Source organism: Pantoea septica, assembly GCF_002095575.1.
In the GTDB taxonomy this organism is placed as follows: domain Bacteria; phylum Pseudomonadota; class Gammaproteobacteria; order Enterobacterales; family Enterobacteriaceae; genus Pantoea; species Pantoea septica.
The window spans coordinates 34,367-49,028 of sequence record NZ_MLJJ01000030.1; the positions used below are offsets into that span (position 1 = coordinate 34,367).

A 14,662-nucleotide genomic window follows, 5' to 3' on the forward strand; every position below is an offset into this window, starting at 1 on the left:
AGGACGGGATTTCCTAAGCAAACATCGTATTAACGACACCTTATCAGAGTCTGAACTCTTCGCCCAAATAAACCCGTTTAACCTGCTCATCTTCAAGAATTTCATTCGGCGTGCCGTGAGCGATAAGACGCCCCTGGCTGACGATATAGGCGCGTTCGCAAACCGCCAGGGTTTCACGTACGTTATGGTCGGTAATCAGCACGCCGAGCCCGCTGTCGCGCAGGTGCTCGATGATTTTTTTAATATCGATAACCGAGATGGGGTCGACGCCGGCGAAAGGCTCATCCAGCAGAATAAATTTGGGATTAGCGGCCAGCGCGCGCGCAATCTCGACGCGGCGGCGCTCGCCGCCCGACAGCGCCTGACCCATGCTGTCGCGCAGATGGGCGATATGGAACTCGTCCATCAGCTCATTAGCGCGATCCTGACGCTGCTCTTCGGTGAGATCGTCGCGAATTTGCAGCACCGCCATCAGATTGTCATAAACGCTGAGACGGCGGAAAATCGACGCCTCCTGCGGCAAGTAGCCGATGCCGCGACGCGCGCGGGCGTGCAGCGGCAGAATGCTGATATCATCCTCATCGATCACGATGCGGCCCGCGTCGCGCGGCACGATGCCGACGACCATGTAGAAGGTAGTGGTCTTGCCCGCGCCGTTAGGGCCGAGCAGGCCGACGATCTCGCCCGATTTCACCTGCAGGCTGACATCTTCCACCACGCGACGGCCTTTATAGGCCTTCGCCAGATTTTCTGCGATTAAAGTGGCCATAGCGATCAGTTACTCTTTTTCGGGCTGTTAGCGTTTTTATCCTGCAGCTGCGACGGCACCAGCACAGTGGTGACGCGCTTGCTCTGACCCTGGCTGTAGGCCTGCATTTTCTGCTCTTTGACCAGATAGGTAATTCGGTCGCCTTTGATATTGCTGTCCTGCTGCTCGATATAAGCGTTGCCGGTCAGCTCGACGAAATCTTTCGCCAGCTCATAGTGCAGCTTAGCGGCGTGGCCCTGGACCGGCTTGCCGCTGTCCTGCATCTGGTAGAAGGTGGCGGGATTGCCGTAGGCGTCCACGATGTTTTTATTACTGTCGCCGCCAGGGCGCGTCACCACCACTTTATCGGCGGTGATTTTGATCGTTCCCTGGGTCACGATGACGTTGCCGGTAAAGGTCGCCACATTGCCTTGCAGGTCCAGCGCCTGGTTTTCGGAGTCGATGTTGACGGGTTTGTCCGAGTCGCCGGTCACCGCCAGCGCGGGCAAGCTGGCCGCCAGCAGAGCGCCGACCAGGAAAAACTTAAGGCTGTTGTTGTGCATTTTGAATTTCATAATAAGTTTTGACCTTTTCAATCAACTCGGCGTTTTTGGTCCGTAAATTCCCGCGCATCTTCATGCCGGTAGAGTTAAAACCGCGCCCGAACAAAGTAACCTGATCGTCGGAGGTCACGTCCTGCGAGACGAGGTTGACCTGCGCGTTGTCAGTTTTGATGCGCTGCAGCTGCGAATCCTGCGTCAGGGTATTCACCTCGACGTGACCATACAGATAAAGCATACGATCTTTGGTTAATTTGGCTTTATCGGCGCGGACTGACCATGTCGGCACTTTATTTTCGTCGTAGGTGGTCATTACCGGCTTGTCGAACCAGCTAACTTCATCCGTCGCGAAATAGGTCACTTTATCGGACACCAGTTTGTAAGCCAGCGCCCCTTGCGGGTTGTAGACCACGGTGTTCGAATTCGCGCTGGTATAGGTCGGCTCCTGATCGTTGGCGGCGACCGGCGCGCTGCTTTCATCCTGACTGGTCAGGTTCCAGCCGATTAGCACCAGCGCAATTAAGGCCAGAATCAGCGTTATCCAACGCCTGCTTTTACTCATACTGATTGCCCTTTGGCATCCTCAAATTTGTTCTGCGCCATTAAAATCAGGTCGCACAGTTCGCGTACTGCGCCGCGCCCGCCTGCGATTCGCGTAACGTAATGGGCGCGCGGCAGCAACACCGGATGCGCATCCGCCACCGCCACGCTCAGCCCTACCCGGGCCATCACCGGCCAGTCGATAAGGTCATCGCCGATATAGGCGACCTGCTCATCGGAAAGCGACAGTTTATCCAGAAGTTCACGATAGGCCAAAAGCTTATCGGACTGTCCCTGGTAAAGATGACGAATGCCTAAGGTTTTGCAGCGATCCTCCATCAGGCGCGCGTTGCGTCCGGTAATAATCGCCACCTCTATGTCAGAGGTTAGCAAACAGCGGATGCCGTAGCCGTCGCGCACGTTAAAAGCTTTCAGCTCTTCGCCGTTATTGCCCATATAGATCACGCCGTCAGACATCACGCCGTCGACGTCGCAAATCAGCAGACGGATCTGGCCGGCGCGCGCCATCACCTCTGCGCTGACCGGGCCGTAGCAGGTTTCTACCAGGGAAGTATTTACCGACATTCTCATTTCCTGTTCAGACTACGCCGGCGCGCAGCATGTCATGCATATGTACCACACCGAGCAGACGATCGTCATCGGCCACCAGCACAGCGGTAATGTTTTTGTTTTGCATCAGGTTCAGCGCCTCGACCGCCAGCATATTGGGGCGAACCCGAATGCCGCCGCGCGTCATCACTTCCGAAATGGTGGCCTTCTGAAAGTCGATGCCCATATCGAAGATGCGGCGCAGGTCGCCGTCGGTAAAAATGCCTTCGATCTTCATCAGATCGTCGACGATAACCGTCAGCCCTAAATTTTTACGCGTAATCTCCAGCAGCGCGTCGCGCAGCGAGGCGTCGCGCGTCACGTGCGGAATTTCGTCGCCGCTGTGCATGATGTCGCTCACGTGCAGCAGCAGCTTGCGGCCCAGCGCGCCGCCCGGATGCGACAGCGCGAAATCTTCCGCGGTAAAGCCGCGCGCTTCCAGCAGCGCCACCGCCAGCGCATCGCCCATTACCAGCGTCGCCGTGGTGCTGCTGGTCGGAGCGAGCCCGAGCGGGCAGGCTTCCTGCGGCACTTTTACGCACAGATGCACGTCGGCGGCGCGGCCCATGGCGCTGTCGGGGCGGCTGGTAAGGCAGATAAGCGGCACATGCTGGCGCTTCAGCACCGGGATCAGCGCCAGAATTTCGTTGGACTCGCCGCTGTTAGAGATGGCGAGCACCACATCGTTGCGGCCGACCATTCCCAGGTCGCCGTGGCTGGCTTCGCCCGGATGCACGAAAAAGGCGGGCGTGCCGGTACTGGCGAAGGTGGCGGCCATCTTCTTGCCGATATGGCCCGACTTGCCCATGCCCATGACGACGACTTTGCCCTGGCAGCGATAGATCATCTCGCAGGCGCGGGTAAAATCGTCGTTAATATACTGGTCCAGCTGTTCCAGACCTTCACGCTCGATGCGCAGTACCGCTTTTCCCGCCGTCTGAAAGTCGAAATTCGCGTTTGAAAGCTGAGTTGACATGGCAAATCGGTCCTTTGTTAGCCGTCGAGGAAAGCGGGCTCAATCCACAAAAGCGCGCCCCAGACGATGAAACCACAGAGTAAGAAAGCGCCTGCGACGCGGCCGATGCGGCGGCGGCGCTGCAGGCAGAGCAGGGCAAACAGCGCGCTGACGGCCAGCATTACCCAGTAATCGCGCGCGAAGGCATGTTCGTCCACGCTACCGGGGTTGATCAGCGCCGGTAAGCCCAGCACGATGGCGATATTATAAATGTTGGCGCCGATAAGATTGCCGATGGCGATATCGTCTTCGCCTTTCAGCGCGCCCGCCAGTACCGTCGCCAGCTCCGGCAGGCTGGTGCCTACCGCGATCAGCGTGGCGCCCATCACCAGCTCGCTGACGCCGAAATAATCGGCAAAGGTGGTGGCGTTGTCGATCACCATGCGCGTCGCCATGGGCAAGATGATCAGCGCGACCGCCAGCCAGAGAAAGGCTACCGTGTTGCCGCTCTCTTCGCGCGGCAGCTCCGCAAGCTGTTCGCGAGTCAGGGTATCGCTATTGTCCCGCTCGGCGCGGCGCGCGAAGCGGATCGCCACCAGCAGATAGGCGAGGGCGATGGCGATCAGGCCGAGGCCGTCAAGGCGGCTCAGGTAGTTATCGAACAGCATCAGGCCGCTGAGCAGCGAGACCAGCAGCATCAGCGGCAGTTCGCGCCGGATCAGATTGGAGTATATGTTCAGAGGGTGCAGCAGCGCCGCGCCGCCGAGGATCAGTAAAATATTGGTGATATTGGAGCCCAGCGCGGTGCCGACGGCGAGATCCATCTGACCGTGCTGCGCTGCTGAAAAAGAGAGGATCATCTCGGGTAGCGAAGTGCCGATGCTGACGACCGTCATGCCGATAATCAGCGGCGGGATACCAAAGGATCGACACAGTATCGCGGCGCTAAACACCAGGCGATCGGCGCCATAAGCCAGTAAAATCAAACCAACGATCAGCAGGGCAGCGGCTACGAACATGAAAAATCCTTGGATGAAATGCGTTGCCGACACGTCTTGTGCGGCAGGTTTCAGGTTCTGTCATCAGAAACAGGCGCTGATTTTGACCGTCTGAGCGGCAAAAGTAAATTTTATGCCCGCTTTCGCCAAATGAAGGCAGTAAGTTTCTGTAATGCTATCGTGAACTGGCGCGTTACAGGCTACCATCGTAGGCTTTATAACGCCCGATCCACAGAAGAGGTAATAATGGACCAACAGGAAACGAACCTGGTTGAGGTTCGTGGCGTCAGTTTTACACGCGGCGATCGTCCGATTTTCGACGATATTTCGCTGACGGTGCCAAAGGGAAAAGTTACGGCCATTATGGGGCCGTCGGGCATAGGCAAAACCACGCTGCTGCGCCTGATTGGCGGCCAGCTGCAGCCCGATCGGGGCGAGATCTGGTTTCGCGGCGAAAATATTCCCAGCTTGTCCCGCGCGAAGCTTTATGAAACCCGAAAAAAGATGAGCATGCTGTTTCAGTCCGGCGCGCTGTTCACCGATCTGACGGTATATGAAAACGTGGCCTGGCCGCTGCGCGAGCATACGCAGCTGCCTGCGGCGCTGCTGCACAGCACGGTGATGATGAAGCTGGAAGCGGTGGGACTGCGCGGCGCGGCGCAGCTGAAGCCGGCAGAGCTCTCCGGCGGGATGGCGCGGCGTGCCGCGCTGGCGCGCGCTATCGCGCTTGAGCCGGAGCTCATCATGTTCGACGAACCTTTTGTCGGCCAGGATCCCATTACTATGGGCGTGCTGGTCAAGCTGATCGACGAGCTCAACCATTCGCTGGGCCTCACCTGCATTGTGGTATCGCACGATGTGCCGGAGGTGCTCAGCATCGCCGACAGGGCCTATATCGTGGCCGGCCAGAAAATCATTGCGCAGGGCAGCACGCCGGAGCTGCGGCAAAACCCCGACCCGCGCGTGCGTCAGTTTCTGGATGGGATTGCGGACGGACCTGTCCCGTTCCGGTTTGCCGCCGGAGACTATCTTGCCGACTTAACCGGCTCAGGGAGAGTGTAAGCCAATGTTGTTAAAGGCGCTGGCGTCATTGGGACGCCGGGGAATCAATACCTGCTCCACCTTTGGTCGGGCAGGCTTAATGCTGTTTCACGCGCTGGTAGGGAAACCCGCCTTTCGTAAACACGCGCCGCTGCTGATCAAACAGCTTTACAGCGTCGGCGTCTTATCGCTGTTGATTATCGTCGTCTCCGGGCTGTTTATCGGCATGGTGCTGGGGCTGCAAGGCTATCTGGTGCTGACCACCTACAGCGCGGAAACCAGTCTCGGCATGCTGGTGGCGCTCTCTTTGTTGCGCGAGCTGGGGCCGGTCGTGACCGCGCTACTGTTCGCCGGGCGCGCCGGATCGGCGCTGACGGCAGAGATTGGCCTGATGAAGGCGACCGAGCAGCTCTCCAGCATGGAGATGATGGCGGTCGATCCGCTGCGCCGCGTCGTCTCGCCGCGCTTCTGGGCGGGCTTTATCAGCATGCCGCTGCTGACGCTGATTTTTACCGCCGTCGGCATCGCTGGCGGCGCGCTGGTTGGCGTGAGCTGGAAGGGCATCGATCCCGGCTTTTTCTGGTCGGCGATGCAAAACGCGGTCGATTTTCGCACTGACGTAATCAACTGCATTATTAAAAGCGCCGTTTTTGCCGTGACGGTCACCTGGATCGCGCTGTTTAACGGTTACGACGCGATTCCGACCTCTGAAGGGATTAGCCGCGCGACGACGCGCACCGTGGTGCACGCCTCGCTGGCGGTGCTCGGTCTGGATTTTGTGCTGACAGCACTGATGTTTGGGAACTAATGCAATGCAAAGCAAAAAAAGCGAAATTTGGGTTGGCGTGTTTATGCTTCTGGCGCTGGTGGCGATGCTGTTTCTCTGCCTGCGCGTGGCGGATCTTAAGTCGCTCGGCACGCAGCCGACCTGGCAGCTTTACGCCACCTTCGATAATATCGGCGGCCTGAAAGTCAGCTCGCCGGTTAAAATCGGCGGCGTGGTCATCGGCCGCGTCACTGACATCTCCCTTGAACCTAAAACGCTGCTGCCGCGCGTCACTATGGCGATCAGCGAGGAGTACGCCGACAAGATTCCCGATACCAGCTCGCTGGCGATCCGCACGCAAGGCTTACTCGGCGAGCAGTTTTTAGCGTTGAATCTAGGCTTTGACGATCCCGAACTGGGTTCGGCGATGTTGAAAGACGGCGACACGCTGCGCGATACCAAATCGGCCATGGTGCTAGAGGATCTGATAGGCCAGTTCCTGTACAAGAGCGGCGACAAGAAAAACGATACGGATAACAAGGGTACGCAGGGCGACGAGAGCGCGCCTGCTGCCCCGGCTCAACCCTGAGAGGTAAAACACGATGTTCAAACGTTTCCTGATGATTGCCATGCTGGTCGTTGCGCCGCTGGCCGCGGCGAATGCCGCCGACCAAAGCAATCCTTACAAGCTGATGAATGAAGCGGCGGCTAAGACGTTTACGCGTCTTAAAAATGAGCAGCCCAAAATCAAGCAGAACCCTAACTACCTGCGCGATATCGTTCGTCAGGAACTGCTGCCCTATGTGCAAATCAAGTACGCCGGCGCGCTGGTGCTGGGCCGCTACTATCGTGAGGCGACGCCAGCGCAGCGCGATGCCTATTTCGCCGCATTTGGCGATTATCTGGCGCAGGCTTACGGCCAGGCGCTGGCGCTCTATCATGGCCAGACTTACCAGATTCAGCCGGAGCAGTCGCTCGATGGCAAGAATATCGTCGCCATTCGCGTCACCATAGTGGATCCCAACGGTCGTCCGCCGGTTCGCCTGGATTTTCAGTGGCGTAAAAACAGCCAGAGCGGCAACTGGCAGGCCTATGACATGGTTGCCGAAGGCGTCAGCATGATCACCACCAAACAGAACGAGTGGGGCGATTTGCTGCGTACCAAAGGCATTGATGGCCTGACCGCGCAGCTGAAAAGCTCTGCGGCACAGCCGATTACGCTGGATAAACAGTAACGATGCATGAGTCATTACGCTGGCAGCGTGACGCCAGCACGCTGTCGCTGTACGGCGAACTGAACCGAGATACGCTGCTGGCGCTGTGGCAGCAGCGCGATACGCTGATCGACAAAGCAGAGATTATCGACGTTTCCGGACTGGCGCGCGTCGACTCGGCCGGTCTGGCGCTGCTGGTGCACCTGCGTGAAATCGCCCGCGCTCAGGGCGTCACGCCGCGTTTTAGCGGCATCAGCGAGAAATTGCAGTCGCTAATCACTCTCTACAATCTTCAGCAGATTATTGTTTCTGCGGAAAAAAGCAGCTGACCGCTTTCTTAATCTCTTAAGCCCCTGTTTCTGGCAGGGGCTTTTGCATGTTTAAGAGTCCGCCGCTTTCCTCTAAGATGTCACCCTTTATTCTTTACAACTTAAGTAATGAGCAATGGAAAACAGTGAAATTCAGGCCGTGCTGATGAAAGCGCTGCCGCTGGACGAAGTCCACGTGATGAGCAACGACGGCAGCCATTTTCAGGTAATTGCCGTAGGTGAAATGTTTGGCGAGCTGAGCCGCGTGAAAAAACAGCAGGCCGTTTATGCGCCGCTGATGGAATATATCGCCGACAACCGCATTCATGCCGTCTCCATTAAAACTTATACCCCTGCTGAATGGGCGCGCGACCGTAAAATCAACGGTTTTTAAGCCTTCATCATGGGCGCTCGCCGCTGGCGAGTTCTTCCCGTCTTTAGTTAATTGAGAGCCGTGTTAATGGACAAATTTCGTGTGCAAGGCCCCACCCGTCTGAGTGGTGAAGTAACCATTTCCGGGGCGAAAAATGCCGCGCTGCCGATTCTGTTTGCTGCGCTGCTGGCTGAAGAGCCGGTCGAGATCCAGAACGTGCCGAAGCTGCGCGATATCGATACCACAATGAAGCTGCTGAGCCAGCTGGGTGCGAAGGTTGAGCGCAACGGCTCCGTCCACGTCGACGCCAGCAAGGTCGATATTTACTGCGCGCCGTACGATTTAGTGAAAACGATGCGCGCTTCTATCTGGGCGCTCGGTCCGCTGGTGGCGCGCTTTGGCCAGGGCCAGGTCTCTCTGCCGGGCGGCTGCGCCATCGGCGCGCGTCCGGTCGATCTGCATATTACGGGCCTGGAGCAGCTGGGCGCCGAAATCAAGCTGGAAGAGGGCTACGTTAAGGCCTCTGTCGACGGCCGCCTGAAAGGCGCGCATATCGTGATGGATAAAGTGAGCGTAGGCGCGACCGTGACTATCATGAGCGCGGCGACGCTGGCTACCGGCGTCACCATTATCGAAAACGCGGCGCGCGAACCGGAAATTGTCGATACGGCTAACTTCCTGATTACACTGGGCGCGAAGATCAGCGGCGCAGGCACCGACAAGATCACCATCGAAGGCGTTGAGCGTCTGGGCGGCGGCGTCTATCGCGTCCTGCCGGACCGCATCGAAACCGGCACCTTCCTGGTGGCGGCGGCGATTTCAGGCGGCAAAGTGCTGTGTCACAACACCCAGCCGGACACGCTGGACGCTGTACTGGCGAAGCTGCGCGACGCGGGCGCCGACATCGAAACCGGCGACGACTGGATTAGCCTGGACATGCACGGCAAACGCCCTAAGGCGGTCAATGTGCGTACGGCGCCGCACCCGGGCTTCCCAACAGATATGCAGGCGCAGTTCACCCTGCTTAACCTGGTAGCGGAAGGCACGGGCGTCATCACTGAAACCATTTTCGAAAATCGCTTTATGCACATTCCCGAGCTGATCCGTATGGGCGCGCACGCGGAAATCGAGAGCAACACTGCCATCTGCCACGGCGTGGAAAAACTCTCTGGCGCGCAGGTGATGGCGACCGATCTACGGGCATCGGCGAGCCTGGTACTGGCGGGCTGCATCGCCGAAGGCACGACGCTGGTGGATCGCATCTACCATATCGATCGCGGCTATGAACACATCGAAGATAAGCTGAAGGCGATGGGCGCGCAGATTGAACGCGTAAGCGCTGAATAAACCCGGCGCGAATAAGAAACCAGCCACGGCAGCGCGGCTGGTTTTTTTTTGCCTGTTTGATCCTCAGGCGCTGGCGGGATCCTACTTGTGCTTCTCGTCTCCTGCGGGGGATCGAATACGCTTTTTGCGATCCAGCAGCAGGTGGGTCTGCGGATCGTAGTAGCGGCTTGGCCAGATCTCGGCGGGATGGACCTCAATCGCCTCCGCAATTAGCCACTCTCCTTTCGGCCATGGACGCGAAAGGGCATTAGCCAGCGTGGATGAACTCAAGCCCGCCTGGCGCGACAACGCCGCCAGCGTCGTGCCGCGTCTGCGCAGCGCGGCAATCACATCGGCGGGATGCCAGTCTTCACTCCTTTTTTGCATATCGCATTCTCCTTGTTCCTTGCGTGAATATTCCCAGTGCAGCGAGGGCCTTGCTCTTTTCTCTTATCTGGAAATTTGTGGAATTTTTATATCAGAAAGCTTCTTGTTCTTTCCAGTAATTTTTGGTCCGGTCGCGATAAGTGAGTGGCTCGACGCAAAAGCGCGGCAACAACAGAGAGGCGTTTCTGAAAAAGTGAAGCGGGGAGGGGAAAATAGCGGAGCTACGTCGGCAGCTCCGAGGGAAATCAGAAATCGCGCTGGACAGACATATGCGCCAGCGCTTCGAGCGCGCTGCGCCAGGGCGATTCAGGCAGTGCGCTGAGCGCCGCAATAGCTTTATCCGCTTCCTGCTCGGCGCGCTTGCGTGTCCATTCCAGCGAGCCGCACTGCTGCATGGCGGCGAGCACCGGTTCGAGCAGGTGACGGCCGTTGCCCTGTTCGATCGCCTCGCGGATCATCTTCGTCTGTTCCGGCGTGCCGTTATGCATCGCATGCAGCAGCGGCAGCGTCGGCTTGCCTTCGCTCAAATCGTCGCCGGTATTTTTGCCCAGCGTAGCGCCGTCGGCACTGTAGTCGAGCAGATCGTCGATTAACTGGAAAGCGGTGCCGAGAAAGCGTCCGTAATCCTGCATCGCTTTCTCCTGCGCCGGCGTGGCGTCGGCGAGAATAGCGGAGGCCTGCGAAGCAGCCTCAAACAAACGCGCGGTTTTGCTGTAAATCACGCGCATATAGCTCTCTTCGGTGATGTCTGGATCGTTGACGTTCATCAGCTGCAGCACTTCGCCTTCGGCTATCACGTTCACCGCTTCGGACATCAGCGCCAGAATGCGCAGCGAACCCATGCTGGTCATCATCTGGAAGGCGCGCGTATAGATAAAGTCGCCGACCAGCACGCTGGCCGCATTGCCGAACGCCGCGTTGGCGGTGGCTTTGCCGCGACGCATATCGGATTCATCCACCACGTCATCATGCAGCAGCGTCGCGGTGTGGATAAATTCGATCAGCGCCGCGTTAATGACGTGCAGCTCGCCCTGGTAGCCGAGCGCGCGTGCCGAAAGCACGGCGATCATCGGACGGATGCGCTTGCCGCCGCCGCTGATGATGTAATAGCCAAGCTGATTAATCAGCGAGACCTCGGAATTCAGCTGGTCGAGGATGGTCTGGTTGACGGCCGCCATATCCTGCGCGGTTAATTCATTAATTTGTTCTAAGTTCATTCGTCTGTTCAGCTTTGACTCGTTTCAACGGCTCATGGTACGTGCTTTAACCAGCCTGAGTTCAGGTAATCTGTTACTGATTGTACTTGAATTTTCCGGATGAGAAACGTTTGCGATCGGCCTGTGTTTTTTTCTGCAAGAGAGTGCAAAGTGCTCTTGTCTTCTGCTGGAGATTTGCGTAGAATTCGCGCCCTATTGTGAATATTTATCGCGCCGCCTGATGAACGAAAGGCATGCGCAGAAGCGGAGTTTTATATGTACGCGGTTTTCCAAAGTGGTGGTAAACAACACCGAGTAAGCGAAGGTCAGACCGTTCGCCTGGAAAAGCTGGACATCGCAACCGGTGAAACCATTGAGTTTGACCAGGTGCTGATGATCGCAAATGGCGAAGACGTGAAAATCGGCGCGCCACTGGTTTCAGGCGGCGTTATCAAAGCTGAAATCGTTGCTCACGGTCGTGGCGAGAAAGTTAAAATCGTTAAGTTTCGTCGTCGTAAGCACTACCGTAAGCAGGCTGGCCACCGTCAGTGGTTCACTGATGTGAAAATTACTGGCATCAGCGCTTAAGAGGAGATCTGACAAATGGCACATAAAAAGGCTGGTGGCTCGACTCGTAACGGTCGTGACTCCAATGCAAAACGTCTGGGTGTAAAACGTTTCGGTGGCGAATCTGTTCTGGCAGGTAGCATCATCGTTCGTCAGCGTGGCACTAAATTCCACGCCGGTAACAACGTAGGTTGTGGTCGTGACCACACCCTGTTCGCTACCGCAGACGGCAAAGTTAAATTCGAAGTGAAAGGTCCGAACAACCGTAAATACATCAGCATCGTTGCTGAGTAAGGTTGTCGTGACGCAGACAGCGACTGTCTGAACGCACGAATAAAAGCCCCGCAGCCATTGCGGGGCTTTTTACATTCTGCGACCTGTCGTTCTGTATTGCTGTACACTTTATGTACGCCTGATGCAAATCAGTCCTGATTTATCCGCCGCCGGTCAGCGCAGACAGACCCTGGCGGACCCGTTCGCAGCCCTGAAGGGCGCGCGGACGATTGTGTGACGGAGAAAGAAAATGAAGTTTGTTGATGAAGCGACAATCCTGGTGGTTGCCGGCGATGGCGGCAATGGCTGCGTCAGCTTCCGCCGTGAAAAATATATTCCGAAAGGCGGTCCGGACGGCGGCGACGGCGGCGACGGCGGCGATGTCTATCTGGTTGCCGACGAGAACCTGAATACCCTGATTGACTACCGCTTTGAGAAATCCTTCCGCGCCGAGCGCGGTCAGAACGGTCAGAGCCGCGACTGTACCGGCAAACGCGGGCAGGACATTATCGTTAAGGTGCCGGTCGGCACGCGCGTGATCGACCAGGGCACTGGCGAAACGCTGGGCGATATGACGCGTCACGAGCAGAAGCTGATGGTCGCCAAAGGCGGCTGGCACGGCCTGGGCAACACGCGTTTTAAATCCTCGGTAAACCGTACTCCGCGTCAGAAAACCATGGGAACGCCGGGCGAGAAGCGCGATTTGCAGCTGGAGCTGATGCTGCTGGCTGACGTCGGCATGCTGGGCCTGCCGAACGCCGGCAAATCGACCTTTATCCGCGCCGTCTCTGCGGCCAAGCCGAAAGTGGCGGATTATCCGTTTACCACGCTGGTGCCGAGTCTGGGCGTGGTGCGCATGGACAGCGAGCAGAGCTTTGTGGTCGCCGATATTCCGGGCCTGATTGAAGGTGCCGCCGACGGCGCTGGCCTCGGCATCCGCTTCCTGAAGCACCTCGAGCGCTGCCGCGTGCTGCTGCATCTGATCGACATCGCGCCGATCGACGAGTCCGATCCGGCGGAAAACGCCCGCATCATCCTCGGCGAGCTGGAGAAGTACAGCGACAAGCTGTTCAACAAGCCGCGCTGGCTGGTGTTTAATAAAATCGACGTGATTGGCGAAGAAGAAGCGCAGACGCGCGCCAAAGCGATTGCCGAAGCGCTGGGCTGGGAAGAGAAGTACTATCTTATTTCCGCTGCAAGCCGTCAGGGCGTGCAGGATCTCTGCTGGGACGTGATGAGCTTTATCAACGCCAACCCGAAAGAAGCGGAAGAAGAAGAGAAGAAACCCGAGAAAGTCGAGTTCATGTGGGATGACTACCACCGTGAAGCGATGGAAACCGTGGTTGAAGAAGAAGATGAAGAGTGGGATGACGACTGGGACGAAGATGACGACGAAGGCGTCGAAATCATCTACCAGCGGTAATGCCGGAGAAAAGGGACAGCGAAAGCTGTCCCTTTTTCGTTACCCCAGCACCGCCACCGTCAGGCGCGACGAGCAGCAGAGCTGACCGCGCGCGTTGCGGATTTCAATCTGCCACACCTGATTGCGCGAGCCGATATGCAGCGGGCGGCAGGTGCCGCGCACTTCGCCGCTGGAGACCGGGCGGTGATGGCTGGCGTTCACCTCGATGCCCACCACGCTTTTGCCCTCTTCGGTGCAGAGATAGCCGGCGATCGAGCCCATCGACTCCGCCAGCACCACCGACGCGCCGCCGTGCAGCAGGCCGAAGGGCTGATGGGTGCGCGCATCGACCGGCATGACCGCCTCCAGGTAATCGTCGCCGATGGCGGTAAAGCGGATGCCGATATGCGCCACCAGCGAGTTCTCGCCGATAGCGTTCAGCGCGTCGAGATCGGTCGCGCGTTTCCAGATCGCCATCGGTCAGGCTCCCAGCGTCGCGCCGCCGTCCACCACGATATCCTGCAGCGCCACGTGGCTGGCGAGATCCGAGGCGAGGAACAGCACGTTATGGGCGATCTCCTGCGGCGTGGCGATCTTCCGCAGCGGGATCCCCAGCTTATATTGATCCGGGAAGCCGTCGATCATCTCCTGCTCGGCGGTCGGGGTATGCCACAGGCTGCGCTGCATCTCGGTATCGGTCGAGCCGGGCGAAACGATATTGCAGCGCACGCCATACGGCGCCATCTCCAGGCCGACCGTCAGGGTAAGGCTGCGCAGCGCGGCTTTGGAGGCGCCGTAAGCAGACATGCCGATACGCGGCGCGTGCGCCGAGTTAGAGGCGATAGAGACGATGGCGCCTGCACGCTGCTGGCGAAACACCGGCAGCGTCTGCTGAAACATATTGAAGGCGCCGCCCACGTTGACCGCCAGACAGGCATGGAAATCCGCGGCGGAAATCTCGTCGGTTGCGCCGATACGCAGGATGCCCGCGCCGTTCACCAGCACGTCGAGGCGCGGCTGCTGCGCCAGCAGACGCTGGCACAGGGTTTTCACCTGTCCGGCATCGGCCACGTCGAGCGTATGGCAGGCGAAGGGGTAGTCGACGTCGTGAAAGCGCAGATCGAAGCCCTGAACCTGAGCGCCCGCGGCGTGAAACGCGAGAGCGGTATAGTAGCCGATACCCTGGCCTGCGCCCGTCACCCAGACCTGTTTACCGCTGAAGTCGAAGCGCTGGCTCATTACGCAGGCTCCCGTGACAGCAGCGCCCACCAGCCGTCGATAGTGGGATTTTTCGCCAGGCTGACGAAATCGATATCGCCGTGCGCCTGACGCCAGCGCGCCGCCAGCGCCATCATGCGCACGGAATCGAGACCGTAGTCGATCAGGTTCTCATCATCTT

21 protein-coding genes are annotated in these 14,662 nt (G+C 58.2%); 10 read left to right on the forward strand and 11 right to left on the reverse strand.

Annotation, left to right across the window (positions count from 1 at the left end; genetic code table 11):
* Window positions 1–43: 43 nt before the first annotated feature.
* From lptB to HA46_RS15540, 6 genes are read right to left on the reverse strand one after another with little or no spacing between them, the layout of a single operon-like run.
* Window positions 44–769 carry an LPS export ABC transporter ATP-binding protein gene (gene lptB, locus HA46_RS15515; protein WP_033749265.1) on the reverse strand — a complete coding sequence of 242 codons (726 nt, stop codon included), beginning with the start codon at window positions 767–769 and terminating at the stop codon, window positions 44–46.
* Window positions 770–774: 5 nt separating this feature from the next.
* Window positions 775–1,323 carry a lipopolysaccharide ABC transporter substrate-binding protein LptA gene (gene lptA, locus HA46_RS15520; RefSeq protein ID WP_084885264.1) on the reverse strand — a complete coding sequence of 183 codons (549 nt, stop codon included), beginning with the start codon at window positions 1,321–1,323 and terminating at the stop codon, window positions 775–777.
* The gene (gene lptC / locus HA46_RS15525) at window positions 1,292–1,870 is read right to left on the reverse strand and encodes an LPS export ABC transporter periplasmic protein LptC (RefSeq protein WP_033793307.1); all 579 of its coding nucleotides are present in this window, start codon (window positions 1,868–1,870) and stop codon (window positions 1,292–1,294) included. Before lptC ends, lptA begins: the two co-directional genes overlap by 32 nt.
* Window positions 1,867–2,433 (reverse strand): 3-deoxy-manno-octulosonate-8-phosphatase KdsC, encoded by a 567-nt coding sequence (gene kdsC, locus HA46_RS15530; protein ID WP_048784680.1) that lies wholly within the window; start codon window positions 2,431–2,433, stop codon window positions 1,867–1,869. The genes lptC and kdsC overlap by 4 nt, the downstream gene beginning before the upstream one ends.
* Window positions 2,434–2,446: 13 nt before the next feature.
* Window positions 2,447–3,433 (reverse strand): arabinose-5-phosphate isomerase KdsD, encoded by a 987-nt coding sequence (gene kdsD, locus HA46_RS15535; protein ID WP_084885265.1) that lies wholly within the window; start codon window positions 3,431–3,433, stop codon window positions 2,447–2,449.
* A 17-nt stretch (window positions 3,434–3,450) separates the two neighbouring features.
* On the reverse strand, window positions 3,451–4,431 hold the full coding sequence (locus tag HA46_RS15540) for a calcium/sodium antiporter (RefSeq protein ID WP_033793313.1): 981 nt from the start codon (window positions 4,429–4,431) through the stop codon (window positions 3,451–3,453).
* Between the two features lie 225 nt (window positions 4,432–4,656).
* On the opposite strand from HA46_RS15540, the gene mlaF reads away from it, so the two are divergent.
* The 7 genes from mlaF (at window position 4,657) to murA (ending at window position 9,459) form a co-directional block, all read left to right on the forward strand.
* Entirely contained in the window at window positions 4,657–5,472 is an 816-nt protein-coding gene (gene mlaF, locus HA46_RS15545) for a phospholipid ABC transporter ATP-binding protein MlaF (RefSeq protein WP_033749271.1), read from the forward strand.
* Window positions 5,473–5,476: 4 nt separating this feature from the next.
* Window positions 5,477–6,259 carry a lipid asymmetry maintenance ABC transporter permease subunit MlaE gene (gene mlaE / locus HA46_RS15550; RefSeq protein WP_033793314.1) on the forward strand — a complete coding sequence of 261 codons (783 nt, stop codon included), beginning with the start codon at window positions 5,477–5,479 and terminating at the stop codon, window positions 6,257–6,259.
* A 4-nt stretch (window positions 6,260–6,263) separates the two neighbouring features.
* The gene (gene mlaD / locus HA46_RS15555) at window positions 6,264–6,806 is read left to right on the forward strand and encodes an outer membrane lipid asymmetry maintenance protein MlaD (protein WP_084885267.1); all 543 of its coding nucleotides are present in this window, start codon (window positions 6,264–6,266) and stop codon (window positions 6,804–6,806) included.
* A gap of 13 nt (window positions 6,807–6,819) precedes the next feature.
* Window positions 6,820–7,452, forward strand: a complete 633-nt coding sequence (gene mlaC, locus HA46_RS15560) for a phospholipid-binding protein MlaC (RefSeq protein ID WP_033793316.1) — start codon at window positions 6,820–6,822, stop codon at window positions 7,450–7,452.
* Window positions 7,453–7,454: 2 nt separating this feature from the next.
* Window positions 7,455–7,760 carry a lipid asymmetry maintenance protein MlaB gene (gene mlaB / locus HA46_RS15565; protein ID WP_033749276.1) on the forward strand — a complete coding sequence of 102 codons (306 nt, stop codon included), beginning with the start codon at window positions 7,455–7,457 and terminating at the stop codon, window positions 7,758–7,760.
* A gap of 115 nt (window positions 7,761–7,875) precedes the next feature.
* A complete protein-coding gene (gene ibaG, locus HA46_RS15570) occupies window positions 7,876–8,133 on the forward strand; it encodes a BolA family iron metabolism protein IbaG (RefSeq protein WP_084885270.1) in 258 nt (85 codons plus the stop codon).
* Window positions 8,134–8,199: 66 nt separating this feature from the next.
* Window positions 8,200–9,459 carry a UDP-N-acetylglucosamine 1-carboxyvinyltransferase gene (gene murA, locus HA46_RS15575; protein ID WP_033749278.1) on the forward strand — a complete coding sequence of 420 codons (1,260 nt, stop codon included), beginning with the start codon at window positions 8,200–8,202 and terminating at the stop codon, window positions 9,457–9,459.
* Window positions 9,460–9,540: 81 nt separating this feature from the next.
* Here murA and HA46_RS15580 read toward each other — a convergent pair whose 3' ends face one another.
* Both HA46_RS15580 and ispB read right to left on the reverse strand, forming a co-directional pair.
* Complete coding sequence (locus tag HA46_RS15580) at window positions 9,541–9,825, reverse strand: helix-turn-helix domain-containing protein (RefSeq protein ID WP_084885273.1); 285 nt, start codon at window positions 9,823–9,825, stop codon at window positions 9,541–9,543.
* Between the two features lie 245 nt (window positions 9,826–10,070).
* Entirely contained in the window at window positions 10,071–11,042 is a 972-nt protein-coding gene (gene ispB, locus HA46_RS15585) for an octaprenyl diphosphate synthase (RefSeq protein ID WP_033749280.1), read from the reverse strand.
* A gap of 255 nt (window positions 11,043–11,297) precedes the next feature.
* Between ispB and rplU the strand changes: the two genes are divergently transcribed.
* The 3 genes from rplU to cgtA all read left to right on the forward strand — a co-directional run bounded on the left by rplU (window position 11,298) and on the right by cgtA (window position 13,284).
* Window positions 11,298–11,609 (forward strand): 50S ribosomal protein L21, encoded by a 312-nt coding sequence (gene rplU, locus HA46_RS15590; RefSeq protein WP_033749281.1) that lies wholly within the window; start codon window positions 11,298–11,300, stop codon window positions 11,607–11,609.
* Between the two features lie 15 nt (window positions 11,610–11,624).
* The gene (gene rpmA / locus HA46_RS15595) at window positions 11,625–11,882 is read left to right on the forward strand and encodes a 50S ribosomal protein L27 (protein ID WP_006121751.1); all 258 of its coding nucleotides are present in this window, start codon (window positions 11,625–11,627) and stop codon (window positions 11,880–11,882) included.
* A gap of 229 nt (window positions 11,883–12,111) precedes the next feature.
* On the forward strand, window positions 12,112–13,284 hold the full coding sequence (gene cgtA / locus HA46_RS15600) for an Obg family GTPase CgtA (protein ID WP_084885275.1): 1,173 nt from the start codon (window positions 12,112–12,114) through the stop codon (window positions 13,282–13,284).
* A gap of 39 nt (window positions 13,285–13,323) precedes the next feature.
* Here cgtA and HA46_RS15605 read toward each other — a convergent pair whose 3' ends face one another.
* The 3 genes from HA46_RS15605 to HA46_RS15615 form a co-directional block, all read right to left on the reverse strand.
* Window positions 13,324–13,740: a hotdog fold thioesterase gene (locus tag HA46_RS15605; protein ID WP_084885277.1), complete on the reverse strand. Its 417-nt coding sequence runs from the start codon at window positions 13,738–13,740 to the stop codon at window positions 13,324–13,326.
* Between the two features lie 3 nt (window positions 13,741–13,743).
* The gene (gene dhbA, locus HA46_RS15610; protein WP_084885279.1) at window positions 13,744–14,502 is read right to left on the reverse strand and encodes a 2,3-dihydro-2,3-dihydroxybenzoate dehydrogenase; all 759 of its coding nucleotides are present in this window, start codon (window positions 14,500–14,502) and stop codon (window positions 13,744–13,746) included.
* Window positions 14,502–14,662 (reverse strand): phosphopantetheine-binding protein (locus HA46_RS15615; RefSeq protein WP_244277529.1); only part of this gene is annotated, 161 nt, incomplete at its 5' end. The genes HA46_RS15615 and dhbA, both read right to left, overlap by 1 nt.